Source organism: Pseudomonas sp. CFII64, assembly GCF_000416235.1.
In the GTDB taxonomy this organism is placed as follows: Bacteria; Pseudomonadota; Gammaproteobacteria; order Pseudomonadales; family Pseudomonadaceae; genus Aquipseudomonas.
Genome location: NZ_ATLO01000007.1, coordinates 76,646 through 89,290 on the forward strand (window position 1 = coordinate 76,646; position 12,645 = coordinate 89,290).

The window sequence follows — 12,645 nt, forward strand, 5'->3', positions numbered from 1 at the left end:
CCTTTGATGCTCACGCTCAGGATGGGAACGGCTGCGCAGGCAACCGTTCCCTCATCATCCATCAAGATTGTTTTTTTGGCGGGCAAGTTGGCTTTTTGATGGTTTCAACTGTGGTTTCCTTCGGCCGACGCCTGGCTTCCTCCACGGGAATGAAACGCCCGCTGCCTGAATCTCTCGCACGTTTGTTAGCCATATAAAATTCCTTTTCTATAAGAGCCGGCACCACATCGGCCGACGACGCTACGAAGTCTATACAGCGATTTCGCTTCTGTGATCGTCCCGAAACGCCAAGTCACGAATAAGCCGCTACGCAGCGGGCCTGCGTGGCCAGAGCGCCCGTGGTAACCTTGCGCCCATCGCAAATACCCGGACTGACCGGCCCCTGATTCCGACGGGGCTGCAGGTCATGCCCTCTGATTTGCCCCATCTTTTCTAACGAACTTGCCTAACTATCTGATGAATAAAGCAATTTCTGACCTGTCCGCACACACGCCCATGATGCAGCAATACTGGCGGCTGAAGAATCAGCATCCCGACCAGCTGATGTTCTATCGCATGGGCGACTTCTACGAGATCTTCTACGAGGACGCCAAAAAAGCCTCCAAGTTGCTGGATATTACCCTCACCGCACGCGGGCAATCGGCTGGCCAGGGCATCCCCATGTGCGGGATCCCGTACCACGCCGCCGAAGGTTATCTGGCCAAGCTGGTGAAGTTGGGCGAGTCGGTGGTGATCTGCGAGCAGATCGGCGACCCGGCCACCAGCAAAGGGCCGGTAGACCGACAAGTAGTCCGCATTATCACGCCGGGCACAGTCAGCGACGAAGCGCTGCTGGATGAGCGTCGCGACAACCTGATTGCTGCGGTACTGGGCGATGAGCGTTTGTTCGGCCTGGCCGTGCTGGACATCACCAGTGGCAATTTCAGCGTGCTGGAAATCAAGGGCTGGGAAAACCTGCTGGCCGAGCTCGAGCGGATCAATCCGGTAGAGCTGTTGATTCCTGACGACTGGCCGCAAGGGTTACCTGCGGAAAAACGCAAAGGCGCGCGGCGGCGTGCCCCGTGGGACTTCGAACGCGACTCGGCGCTGAAAAGCCTGTGCCAGCAGTTCTCGACCCAGGACCTGAAAGGCTTTGGCTGCGAAAACCTGACCCTGGCCATCGGCGCTGCCGGCTGCCTGCTGGGCTATGCCAAGGAAACCCAGCGCACGGCATTGCCGCACCTGCGTAGCCTGCGCCATGAGCGGCTTGACGATACGGTGGTGCTTGACGGTGCCAGTCGGCGCAATCTTGAGCTGGACACCAATCTTGCCGGCGGTCGTGAAAACACCCTGCAATCGGTCATGGATCGCTGCCAGACCGCCATGGGCACGCGCCTGCTGACTCGCTGGCTGAACCGGCCGCTGCGTGACCTGAAGATTCTTCAGGCGCGGCAAAGCTCGATCACCTGCCTGCTGGAGCGCTACCGCTTCGAGAGCCTGCAGCCGCAACTCAAGGAAATTGGCGATATCGAGCGGATTCTCGCTCGTATCGGCCTGCGCAACGCCCGGCCACGCGATCTGGCGCGCCTGCGTGATGCGCTGAGCGCGCTGCCTGAGTTGCAAGTGGCGATGACCGATCTGGAAGCGCCGCACCTGCAACAGCTGGCGCAAACCGCCGGCACTTACCCGGAGCTGGCGCAACTGCTGCAGCGGGCGGTCATCGACAATCCGCCAGCGGTCATTCGGGACGGCGGCGTGTTGAAGACTGGCTACGATGCTGAACTGGATGAATTGCAGTCGCTGAGTGAAAACGCCGGGCAGTTCCTGATCGATCTGGAAGCCCGGGAGAAAGCACGTACGGGCCTCGCCAACCTGAAAGTCGGCTACAACCGGATTCACGGCTATTTCATCGAGTTGCCGAGCAAGCAGGCGGAACAGGCGCCCGCGGATTACATTCGACGCCAGACCCTCAAGGGCGCCGAGCGCTTCATCACGCCAGAACTCAAGGAGTTCGAGGACAAGGCGCTGTCGGCGAAAAGTCGCGCGCTGGCCCGGGAAAAAATGCTTTACGAGGCGTTGCTGGAAGACCTGATCGGCCATCTCGCGCCGCTTCAGGACACCGCAGCGGCGCTGGCCGAGCTTGATGTGTTGAGCAATCTGGCCGAACGCGCGCTGAACCTCGACCTGAACTGCCCACGGTTCGTCGAAGAGCCGTGCATGCGCATCGATCAGGGCCGCCATCCCGTCGTCGAGCAAGTCTTGTCCACGCCTTTCGTCGCCAATGACCTGGCGCTGGATGACAGCACCCGCATGCTGGTGATCACCGGCCCGAACATGGGCGGTAAATCCACTTACATGCGCCAGACGGCCTTGATCGTGCTGCTGGCGCACATTGGCAGCTTCGTGCCTGCGGCCAGTTGCGAGCTGTCCCTGGTCGACCGGATTTTCACCCGGATCGGCTCCAGCGATGACCTCGCGGGCGGGCGCTCGACCTTCATGGTGGAAATGAGCGAAACCGCCAACATCCTGCACAACGCGACCGACCGCAGCCTGGTGCTGATGGACGAAGTCGGTCGTGGCACGAGCACATTCGACGGTTTGTCCCTGGCTTGGGCTGCGGCAGAATGCCTCGCCCAATTGCGCGCCTACACCTTGTTCGCCACGCACTATTTCGAGCTGACCGTACTGCCGGAAAGCGAACCGCTGGTGGCCAACGTACACCTCAATGCAACCGAGCATAACGAACGAATTGTCTTCCTGCATCGGGTGTTACCGGGGCCGGCCAGTCAGAGCTACGGCTTGGCCGTGGCCCAGCTGGCGGGGGTTCCAGCCAAGGTCATCGTGCGCGCCAAAGAGCATTTGCAACGTCTGGAGACGACCAGCCTGCCCCACGAACAACCCCGCGCCAAACCCGGAAAGTCTGCTGCGCCGATGCAAAGCGACTTGTTCGCCACCCTGCCGCACCCAGTACTGGATCAGCTTTCCAGGGTCAAAATCGACGATCTTACGCCGCGTCAGGCGCTAGAGTTGTTGTATACCCTGCAAACACGCATCTGACGCGAACGGTTACAAGCTGGTAGAATCCCGCGCGGTTTGGGATGCTGCCAGCTTTTAGCCTGGCTTGAGCAGATGGGCCGAGCCGCGTGGAAACGTAGCGACCTGAAGTTGAACGAAGCGCGCACAGCCAGCCTGCCAGTGAATCGTTCGGCCAATGCATTGTTTTCACAAAGGCCGGGATACTTCCCGAACCTGGCAACCCTGTCTGGAAGGGCTCTGCTACCGCCGCCTGAGGAGAGAATTAGAAATGACCTTCGTCGTCACCGACAACTGCATCAAGTGCAAGTACACCGACTGCGTAGAAGTGTGTCCGGTGGACTGCTTCTACGAAGGCCCGAATTTCCTGGTGATTCACCCGGATGAGTGCATCGATTGCGCACTCTGCGAGCCAGAATGTCCTGCCAACGCCATCTTCTCTGAAGACGAGGTTCCGGCCGGCATGGAGAACTTCATCGAGCTGAACGCTGAACTGGCAGAGGTCTGGCCGAATATCACCGAGAAGAAAGACGCCCTGGCCGATGCGGCCGAGTGGGATGGCAAAACAGGCAAGCTAGCAGACCTGGAACGCTGATTGACCGAGGTATCAGAAGGCCCTTCATTGGGCCTTTTTTGTTGTCGCGTCGTGCACTTTCCGGCAGACGAAAAAAAGGGGCGGTATGAACCGCCCCCCCTTTGTACTATTCCTTGCAATCCTTTAGTTATCATCCTGATCAATCGCATCCTGCGATGTCCTTAGACTGTCTTCCTTGACTGTCTGTGCCTGTCCGTTGGCACAGTTCTGATATTAGTGCTTTTTCCGTGCAGGGCAACCCTGCAAAACCTTTCAAAAGATTCCACCGCTCGCGTTCGTCAGAAAATCAAAACCTTTAATTTCAACAGCTTACGATAAATCACCGCGCATAAAGCGCATCTATCGCGTTATCTGACAACAATCACTTACATATCGCGTACGTGAAAGCTTACAGGGAAAGTCTACAAAAACAGCACATTGCACGGCAAACCGGTTTGCTAATGAGAATCAAAAACCGACAAAAAGTTACATGAACTAAGCAATAAAAAATGACATAAAAAAACACCTCACGTGGAGGTGTTTTTTCTGTCTGGCGTTTAATTAGCGAGCTAAGGAAATTACCCTCTTATTGAAACAATGACTCGCTGGATAAACCATTTTTTTCAAGAATTTCCCGTAGACGCTTCAGGCCTTCAACCTGAATCTGCCGGACACGTTCGCGCGTCAGTCCGATCTCCAGGCCCACGTCTTCCAGCGTGCTGCTCTCATGACCGCGCAAACCGAACCGGCGGATGACCACTTCACGTTGTTTGTCGGTAAGCTCGGAAAGCCACTGATCGATGCTCTGGGAGAGGTCGTCATCCTGCAACAGTTCGCAAGGATCTGTCGGACGATCATCAGTGAGGGTATCCAGCAGCGTTTTGTCAGAGTCCGGCCCAAGTGACACGTCCACCGAGGAAACCCGCTCATTGAGCCCCAGCATGCGCTTGACCTCGCCCACCGGCTTCTCGAGCAGGTTGGCAATTTCCTCAGGTGAGGGCTCGTGGTCGAGTTTCTGGGTCAGCTCGCGAGCCGCCCGCAGGTAGACATTCAACTCCTTGACCACATGAATCGGCAACCGAATGGTCCGGGTCTGATTCATGATGGCGCGCTCGATGGTCTGACGAATCCACCATGTCGCGTAAGTCGAGAAACGAAAGCCTCGCTCTGGATCGAATTTTTCAACCGCCCGGATCAAGCCCAGGTTGCCTTCCTCGATCAGGTCGAGCAATGACAGCCCACGATTGACGTAACGTCGGGCGATTTTCACCACCAGGCGCAGGTTGCTTTCGATCATGCGTTTGCGTCCCGCCGGATCACCACTTTGCGACAGACGTGCAAAATGGACTTCTTCTTCGGGGGACAACAGGGGAGAGAATCCGATTTCATTGAGGTACAGCTGGGTCGCGTCTAGCGCCCGGGTGTAATCAATGTATTTGTGTTGCTTGAGCGAAGTGGAGTTTCTGGCCTTGGCTCGAACCGAAGCTTTGGCAGCTTTGTGCGGCTTTTCGTCCGATTCGGATTCCAGGACGACGCCGGCTTCCATAAGGAGAACCTCGTCGTCGATGTCAAACTCCGGCGCTTCTTTGCTGAGAGCCATTGTTATAGTCCTTTGGTGAGTTCGACCTCAAGCTCTAGCGACGCCTATTTCCGTGGCAACGCTTGAGCCTGTCCCTCTACGTCAGGAACAGGCTGGCAACAATCAACGACGTGGCAAGAATTGCAGTGGATCTACAGGTTTTCCCTGGCGGCGAATCTCAAAATGCAGTTTCACTCGGTCGGTTCCCGTTGACCCCATTTCGGCAATTGTCTGCCCTGCCTTGACCTGCTGCCCCTCCCGAACCATCAACCTGCGGTTGTGACCGTAGGCGCTTACGTAGGTATCGCTGTGTTTGATGATGATCAATTCGCCGTAGCCCCGCAATCCACTCCCGGCGTAAACAACTGAACCATCAGACGCAGCCAAAACAGGCTGTCCCAAATCACCAGCGATATCAATTCCTTTATTCAAACTACCGTTTGAAGAAAATTTCCCGATCAAAATGCCACTTGAGGGCCACGTCCAACCTGTCGGAGAGGGTCCGGCAGGCCCTGTTCTGACGTCTCCAGACGGGGGAATAACCACCGGCACCACAGAGATTGGCTTGGAAATTACCGTCGTCTTGACCGAGCCGGAACTGCTGGTAGACGTTGAGGAAGTGCTCGACGCGACGCCTGGCCGACCTGCTGTCGCCACCGTCGAAGCGCTGGAGCCGGAGCGCCCGTCAAAGCGAATCGTCTGACCCGGCCGGATGGTGTAAGGCTCAGGGATCTGGTTGCGGGCGGCCAGCGCCTTGTAGTCCCAGCCATAACGGAAGGCAATGGAAAAAAGCGTGTCACCGCGCCGTACCACGTACTGCCCGGTGGTTACCGTTGGACGCTGGGGCGCGGCGTTATTGTTCCGGTCCACGACCCGAACGCCGCCGGACGGCGTACTGGAGCAGCCGACCAAAAGGACACTGAGAACGATGCCAGTCACCAGTCGCTGAAAACTTTTTGAACACATACGCTGCCGAATGACTGTGCGACTCACCCGCCACTCCCTTTACTGGTGACTGAATTTAAGCTGCCTATTGTGCCGTAATAACGGCGGCAGCTACTGCTTAAACTTTTTGAAGACCTTGCTGCACATCGCGTCGGCTCGCCGGAAACCGCCATCGGACCGCGCGGCCGCGACAGGTGATAGACCAACGGCGATGATGAGAATTCAGTGGCCGAGCCAAAGGTTCTCAGGCCAACGGCCCATTGAGCAATGGAACGAAGCGTACCGCCCCCAGCACATGCCGGGAAAAACCGTTTTCTTCACGAATGATCAGCATCAACTGCTGGACCTCGCCAGAGCCGACGGGAATGACCAGCCGGCCGCCTGGAGCCAGTTGATCGAGCAGCGCCTGGGGCACGTCCGTCGCCACTGCCGTGACGATGATGCCGTTATAGGGCGCGAGCGCCGGCCAGCCTTCCCAGCCATCGCCCCAGCGAAACACCACATTGCGCAGGTTGAGCTCCACCAGACGCTCTTTGGCGCGGTCTTGCAGCACCTTGATGCGCTCTACCGAAAACACGCGTTCCACCAGCTGCGCCAGAACTGCGGTCTGATAGCCCGATCCCGTGCCGATCTCCATCACCTTGTCCAGCGGACCCGCTGCGAGCAGCAGCTCGCTCATGCGCGCCACCATATACGGCTGGGAAATGGTCTGGTTATGGCCAATCGGCAATGCCGTGTCTTCATAAGCGCGATGGGCCAGAGCCTCATCGACAAACATATGCCGTGGCGTCTTGCGGATCACGTCCAGCACCTGCACGTTGGACAGACCTTCGTCATACAGACGCTGAATCAGCCGTTCGCGAGTCCGCTGGGAAGTCATCCCGATTCCACGGCGTAACAGATCATCTTGTTCGCGCGACATCAGAGAAGGCCCTCCAGCCAGTTGTTCAGGCTGCTGAACCCGTCCTGATAGGTACGATCGAGCTGCAACGGGGTAATCGACACATACCCCTGCATCACCGCATGAAAATCAGTCCCCGCGCCGCCATCTTCGGCATCACCGGCCGCTGCAATCCAGTATCCCGCGCGACCGCGTGGATCAACCACCTTGATCGGTGCCGCTGCACGGGCGCGATGGCCCAGGCGCGTCAGCTGGATGCCACGGACATGCGCCAGCGGCAGATTGGGGATATTCACGTTCAGGACCGTGCGCGGCGGCAGGTCCAGTTGCTCGTGGGACTCCACCAGCAGGCGCGCGTAATGCGCAGCCGTGGCCAGGTTCTCCGGCTGCCGGGAGAGAAACGAAAAGGCAAACGACGGCCGTTGCAGAAACCGCCCTTCCAGCGCAGCCGCCACAGTGCCGGAATACAGCACATCGTCACCGAGATTGGCGCCCAGATTGATTCCGGACACCACCATGTCGGGCGGGGTATCCAGCAGGCCGTTGAGACCCAGGTGAACGCAATCAGTCGGCGTGCCGTTGACGCTGATAAAGCCGTTGGACAAGGTGTGGGGATGCAAAGGACGGTCGAGCGTCAGCGAGCTGCTGGCGCCGCTTTTGTCTTGATCGGGAGCGATAACCACGCACTCGCTGTAATCGGCCAGCGCCGCATACAGCGCCGCGAGACCGGGCGCTGTTACCCCATCATCGTTTGAAATCAGAATACGCATGAGCTGTCCGTCTGCCCTACCGGTACCAGATCGACGAGTTCGCGCACCAATACAGTGGCGAAGCATCCAGCCGGGAGGACGAATTCCAGTTGCAGAATGTCAGGCTCGGGATAATGCCACGTCAACCCGCCAATGGGCAGTCGCAGGATACGCCGTTCGTGTTCCATTCCGGCTCGAATCAACCAATCGCGCAATGCCGCTTCGCGATTGGCGATGTCGTTCTCCAGCGTAGCAGTTGCGCCCGACGCCGGCGAAGGGCCTTCGCCCCATTGCGGGCCAGTCGGATGCAGGTCGAGAATCGCCAGACGCGGGTCGCTGCACTCGTCGATGCCGGCCGGGAAAAAACTGCGGCTGTCAGTAAAGGCCAGCAAGTCGCCGACCTGAGCCCGCTGCCAGCTGCCATCGGCCACGCGCGCGGCCAATACCTGATTGAAAAGGTAACTGCGTGCCGTGGAGAGCAGACGCGAGCGAACCGCGCGCTGCTCCGGCAAAGCCTGGCGACCCGCGTAATCACGGGCTTCACCCAGGTTACCGCCTTGATAACCGAAGCGCTGGCTGCCGAAATAATTGGGAATCCCAGCCTTGGCTATCTGCTCAAGACGCTTGTGTAGCGCGTCTTTATCGCCATTGAGTTGCGTCAGACGCAGGGTAAAACCGTTCGCCGCATGCGCGCCGCGCTGCAACTTGCGCTTGTGACGGGTGGCTTTGAGGATCTTCAGCGTGTCGTCTTGTGCCGCTGTCAGATCAGGATCGGCCTTGCCCGGCAGCTGGATGCTGAACCACTGACGCGTCAGGGCCTGGCGGTCCTTGAGACCTGCGTAGCTGACCGTTCGCAGCGGCACGCCAGCGGCCTTGGCCAGTCGACGAGCGGCTTCCTCGGTATTGAGGCCGCGTTTCTCGACCCACAGCCAGAGGTGTTCGCCGTCGCCGGAAAGCGGGATGTCCAGCACTTCGTCGACCTGAAAATCTTCCGCCGTTGCCTTGAGCACGGCGCTGCCCAGCGACTCGCCATACGCGCGCGGGCCCAGCAGTTCCAGTTCCGTCATGCGGACAACAACAGGGCAACCGCGTGAACCGCGATGCCCTCTTCCCGACCCGTGAAGCCGAGCTTTTCGGTGGTGGTAGCCTTTACGTTCACTTGATCCAACTCAACCTGAAGATCCGCGGCGATCAGCGCGCGCATCGAATCGATATGCGGGGCCATTTTCGGCGCCTGGGCAACGATGGTGGCGTCGACATTGCCGACTTTCCAGCCCTTGCTCTGGACCAGCGACAGCACATGGCGCAACAACGCGCGGCTATCGGCGCCCTTGAACTGTGGGTCGGTGTCCGGAAAATGCTTGCCAATGTCACCGAGCGCAGCAGCACCCAGCAGGGCATCGCTCAAGGCATGCAACAGCACATCGCCATCGGAATGGGCCAGCAGCCCGAAACCGTGCGCAATCCGCACGCCGCCCAAGGTAATGAAATCGCCTTCAGCGAAACGGTGCACATCATAGCCATGGCCAATACGCATAAAAAAACGCCCTGAAAAAAGTCAGGGCGTGATTCTACCTACTTTGGCGAAGGTTAGCTGTTTAAGGCGTCGCCATGATGCCGCAGGTGGTCTTCGATGAAGCTGGCAATGAAGAAATAGCTGTGGTCGTAACCCGGTTGCATGCGCAGAGTCAGCGGATGACCGGCGGTTTTCGCCGCCTGCACCAGCGCTTCGGGCTTGAGTTGACTGGCCAGGAAATCATCACGATCGCCTTGATCCACAAGCAATGGCAACTGCTCCGAAGCTTCAGCAATCAGCACGCTGGCATCCCACTCGCGCCAACGGGCGCGCTCTTCCCCCAGATAACGGGAAAACGCCTTCTGCCCCCAAGGACAATCCATCGGGTTGCTGATTGGCGAAAACGCCGAGACCGACTTGTAGCGACCCGGATTACGCAAGGCGCACACCAGCGCACCGTGACCGCCCATGGAGTGGCCGCTGATGCCCCGCGCCTGCGAAGCCGGAAAATGCTCCTCGACCAGCGCGGGCAGTTCGTTCACCACGTAATCGTGCATCTGATAATGCCGCGCCCAAGGCTGCTGCGTGGCGTTCAGATAGAAACCGGCGCCGAGGCCGAAATCCCAGGCACCGTCCGGATCACCCGGCACGTCTGCGCCACGCGGGCTGGTGTCTGGCGCAACGATGATCAGGCCCAGTTCGGCGGCAACGCGCAGCGCGCCGGCCTTGTGCATGAAGTTCTCATCGGTACAGGTCAGGCCCGACAGCCAATACACCACCGGCAGTTTGCCGCCCTGCTCAGCCTGCGGCGGCAGGTAAACGGCGAAGACCATGTCGCAGCCCAGCACTTGGGAATGGTGTTTGTAGCGTTTATGCCAGCCGCCGAAGCTTTTCTGGCAGGAAAGGTTTTCCAACTGCATGGTCATGGTCGTGGACTCCCAGCGGCCAGCCGCAAGCTATAAGCAGCAAGAGGGCGCAGGACCTTCTTGCAGCTTGAGGCTTGAAGCTTGCCGCTGCTTCTCAAAAATGGATGACAGTACGAATGCTTTTGCCTTCGTGCATCAGGTCGAACGCCTTGTTGATATCTTCCAGGCCCATGGTGTGGGTGATGAAGGTATCCAGCGGGATTTCGCCTTTCTGAGCCTTTTCGACATAGCTCGGCAGCTCGGTACGGCCACGTACGCCACCGAATGCCGAACCGCGCCAGACGCGACCGGTCACCAGCTGGAACGGACGGGTGGCGATTTCCTGACCCGACGGGGCCACACCAATGATCACCGATTCGCCCCAGCCCTTGTGGCAGCACTCCAGCGCAGCACGCATCAGGTTCACATTACCGATGCATTCGAAGCTGTAATCCACGCCGCCATCGGTCAGTTCAACGATCACGTCCTGGATTGGCTTTTCGTGATCCTTTGGATTGATAAAGTCGGTAGCACCCAGCTCACGGGCCACGTCGAATTTCGACGGGTTGATGTCGATCGCGATAATGCGCGAGGCCTTGGCCATTTTTGCGCCGATGATCGCCGCCAGACCGATACCACCCAGACCGAAGATGGCGACAGTGGCGCCCTCTTCCACTTTGGCGGTATTCAGCACAGCACCGATGCCGGTGGTGACACCGCAGCCCAGCAGACAGACTTTTTCCAGGGGGGCTTCTTTGGGAATCTTCGCCAGAGAAATTTCCGGCACCACGGTGTACTCGGAGAATGTCGAACAGCCCATGTAGTGATAGACCGGCTGGCCGTTGTAGCTGAACCGGGTAGTGCCGTCAGGCATCAGGCCCTTGCCTTGGGTGGCGCGCACCTTCTGGCACAGGTTGGTCTTGCCCGACAGACAGAATTTGCATTCACGGCATTCAGCGGTGTAAAGCGGAATCACGTGGTCGCCCACTGCCAGGGACGTAACGCCTTCACCAATCGCCTCGACAATCCCGCCGCCCTCGTGACCCAGGATGCAGGGGAATACGCCTTCGGAATCGGCGCCGGACAAGGTGTAGGCATCGGTATGGCAAACGCCGGAGGCAACCGTGCGAATCAACACTTCACCGGCCTTTGGCGCTTCGACGTCGACTTCGACAATTTGCAGCGGTTCGTTGGGAGCAAAGGCAACAGCAGCGCGTGACTTGATCATCAATCTTCTCCAGCGTAGTAAAAACAAGCCGTCGAGTGTAAACCACTGCCGATTGGTTAATAATCGGATCGAAAGCAAAACATTATTGCTGTGCAGGGATAATCGATGTACGCCAATCGCTGGGAAGGTCTGGATGAATTCGTCGCCGTGGCCGAATGCGGGCAGTTCACTGCGGCCGCAGAACGCTTGGGCGTTTCCTCGTCACACATCAGCCGCCAGATCGTCCGCCTGGAAGAACGCCTGCAAACCCGTTTGCTGTATCGCAGCACGCGCAAAGTCGCACTGACCGAAGCGGGCCAGACTTTCTTGCATCATTGCCAACGTTTGCAGGACGGCCGGGAAGAAGCCTTGCGCGCGGTCGGCGACCTCACCAGCGAACCCAAAGGGTTATTGCGCATGACCTGCGCAGTGGCTTATGGCGAGCGCTTCATCACGCCGCTGGTGACCCGGTTCATCGATCTGTATCCGCAACTGCGGGTTGATATCGAACTGAGCAATCGCACCCTGGACATGGTTCATGAAGGTCTGGACCTGGCAATACGCCTGGGGCGGCTGCAGGATTCTCGTCTGGTCGCCACCCGCCTGGCGCCACGCCGCATGTACCTGTGCGCGTCGTCGTCCTACCTTGAACGTTATGGTCGTCCGCACAGCTTGTCGGAATTGAGTCGGCATAACTGTTTGATTGGCAGCAGCGACTCGTGGCTGCTGCAGCAGAACGGACGGGAGTTTTCGCAACGGGTGCAGGGCAATTGGCGCTGCAACAGCGGCCAGGCGGTGTTGGATGCTGCGCTGCATGGAGTCGGACTGTGTCAGTTGCCGGATTATTACGTGCTGGAGCATCTGCACAGCGGTGCGCTGATTTCCCTGCTCGAAACCCATCAACCGCCCAATACCGCCGTCTGGGCGCTGTACCCGCAACAACGCCATCTTTCGCCGAAAGTGCGCAAGCTGGTGGATTTCCTCAAAGAGGGATTGGCGTTGCGGGATGAGTATCGGCAGTGACCCGCCCGCACGTCTTCCTCTCCCAAAAAGGCCCTTCTCCCGACCTGAAATTCACGTAGAAGCGCGTTTTTTAGTTCGTTTTTTAGCCAGCTAACTTTTCTCCGCGGTTTTCACAGTCTGCGTGGGAGAGGACTTGTCCTCGAATGCGGTTGGATGGTCACGGAGATATCCGGACATTGTCGCAGCCTGAGCCACCGCCTTCGAGGACAAGTCCTCTCCCACAAAAGCCCTTCT

Annotated in this window: 11 protein-coding genes; 3 read left to right on the top strand and 8 right to left on the bottom strand. The window is 58.6% G+C overall.

Annotation, left to right across the window (positions count from 1 at the left end; all coding sequences use genetic code 11):
* Positions 1–468 precede the first annotated feature (468 nt).
* Entirely contained in the window at positions 469–3,036 is a 2,568-nt protein-coding gene (mutS, locus tag CFII64_RS03850; protein ID WP_177325394.1) for a DNA mismatch repair protein MutS, read from the top strand.
* A 247-nt stretch (positions 3,037–3,283) separates the two neighbouring features.
* Positions 3,284–3,607, top strand: coding sequence for a ferredoxin FdxA (gene fdxA / locus CFII64_RS03855; RefSeq protein ID WP_020289450.1), 324 nt, complete (start codon positions 3,284–3,286; stop codon positions 3,605–3,607).
* Between the two features lie 565 nt (positions 3,608–4,172).
* On the opposite strand, the gene rpoS is transcribed toward fdxA, so the two are convergent.
* The 8 genes from rpoS to CFII64_RS03895 all read right to left on the bottom strand — a co-directional run bounded on the left by rpoS (position 4,173) and on the right by CFII64_RS03895 (position 11,409).
* A complete protein-coding gene (gene rpoS / locus CFII64_RS03860) occupies positions 4,173–5,186 on the bottom strand; it encodes an RNA polymerase sigma factor RpoS (RefSeq protein ID WP_020289451.1) in 1,014 nt (337 codons plus the stop codon).
* Positions 5,187–5,288: 102 nt separating this feature from the next.
* Positions 5,289–6,158, bottom strand: coding sequence for a peptidoglycan DD-metalloendopeptidase family protein (locus CFII64_RS03865; RefSeq protein WP_044901145.1), 870 nt, complete (start codon positions 6,156–6,158; stop codon positions 5,289–5,291).
* 196 nt (positions 6,159–6,354) lie between these two features.
* Entirely contained in the window at positions 6,355–6,990 is a 636-nt protein-coding gene (locus CFII64_RS03870; protein ID WP_170826365.1) for a protein-L-isoaspartate(D-aspartate) O-methyltransferase, read from the bottom strand.
* Positions 6,991–7,031: 41 nt separating this feature from the next.
* The gene (gene surE / locus CFII64_RS03875) at positions 7,032–7,781 is read right to left on the bottom strand and encodes a 5'/3'-nucleotidase SurE (RefSeq protein WP_020289455.1); all 750 of its coding nucleotides are present in this window, start codon (positions 7,779–7,781) and stop codon (positions 7,032–7,034) included.
* On the bottom strand, positions 7,769–8,827 hold the full coding sequence (gene truD / locus CFII64_RS03880; RefSeq protein WP_020289456.1) for a tRNA pseudouridine(13) synthase TruD: 1,059 nt from the start codon (positions 8,825–8,827) through the stop codon (positions 7,769–7,771). The genes surE and truD overlap by 13 nt, the downstream gene beginning before the upstream one ends.
* Positions 8,824–9,297 (bottom strand): 2-C-methyl-D-erythritol 2,4-cyclodiphosphate synthase, encoded by a 474-nt coding sequence (gene ispF / locus CFII64_RS03885; RefSeq protein ID WP_020289457.1) that lies wholly within the window; start codon positions 9,295–9,297, stop codon positions 8,824–8,826. Before ispF ends, truD begins: the two co-directional genes overlap by 4 nt.
* A 53-nt stretch (positions 9,298–9,350) precedes the next feature.
* A complete protein-coding gene (fghA, locus tag CFII64_RS03890) occupies positions 9,351–10,196 on the bottom strand; it encodes an S-formylglutathione hydrolase (protein WP_044901158.1) in 846 nt (281 codons plus the stop codon).
* Positions 10,197–10,296: 100 nt separating this feature from the next.
* Positions 10,297–11,409 carry an S-(hydroxymethyl)glutathione dehydrogenase/class III alcohol dehydrogenase gene (locus CFII64_RS03895; RefSeq protein ID WP_020289459.1) on the bottom strand — a complete coding sequence of 371 codons (1,113 nt, stop codon included), beginning with the start codon at positions 11,407–11,409 and terminating at the stop codon, positions 10,297–10,299.
* A gap of 105 nt (positions 11,410–11,514) precedes the next feature.
* Here CFII64_RS03895 and CFII64_RS03900 point away from each other — a divergent pair, with 105 nt between their 5' ends.
* The gene (locus tag CFII64_RS03900) at positions 11,515–12,411 is read left to right on the top strand and encodes a LysR substrate-binding domain-containing protein (protein ID WP_020289460.1); all 897 of its coding nucleotides are present in this window, start codon (positions 11,515–11,517) and stop codon (positions 12,409–12,411) included.
* Positions 12,412–12,645 lie beyond the last annotated feature (234 nt).

Excerpts from the sequence above, each read along its gene's own strand:
- fdxA (WP_020289450.1), top strand. The coding sequence starts at position 3,284 with ATGACCTTCGTCGTCACCGACAACTGCATCAAGTGCAAGTACACCGAC.
- rpoS (WP_020289451.1), bottom strand. The coding sequence starts at position 5,186 with ATGGCTCTCAGCAAAGAAGCGCCGGAGTTTGACATCGACGACGAGGTT.
- CFII64_RS03870 (WP_170826365.1), bottom strand. The coding sequence starts at position 6,990 with ATGACTTCCCAGCGGACTCGCGAACGGCTGATTCAGCGTCTGTATGAC.
- surE (WP_020289455.1), bottom strand. The coding sequence starts at position 7,781 with ATGCGTATTCTGATTTCAAACGATGATGGGGTAACAGCGCCCGGTCTC.
- truD (WP_020289456.1), bottom strand. The coding sequence starts at position 8,827 with ATGACGGAACTGGAACTGCTGGGCCCGCGCGCGTATGGCGAGTCGCTG.
- ispF (WP_020289457.1), bottom strand. The coding sequence starts at position 9,297 with ATGCGTATTGGCCATGGCTATGATGTGCACCGTTTCGCTGAAGGCGAT.
- fghA (WP_044901158.1), bottom strand. The coding sequence starts at position 10,196 with ATGCAGTTGGAAAACCTTTCCTGCCAGAAAAGCTTCGGCGGCTGGCAT.
- CFII64_RS03895 (WP_020289459.1), bottom strand. The coding sequence starts at position 11,409 with ATGATCAAGTCACGCGCTGCTGTTGCCTTTGCTCCCAACGAACCGCTG.
- CFII64_RS03900 (WP_020289460.1), top strand. The coding sequence starts at position 11,515 with ATGTACGCCAATCGCTGGGAAGGTCTGGATGAATTCGTCGCCGTGGCC.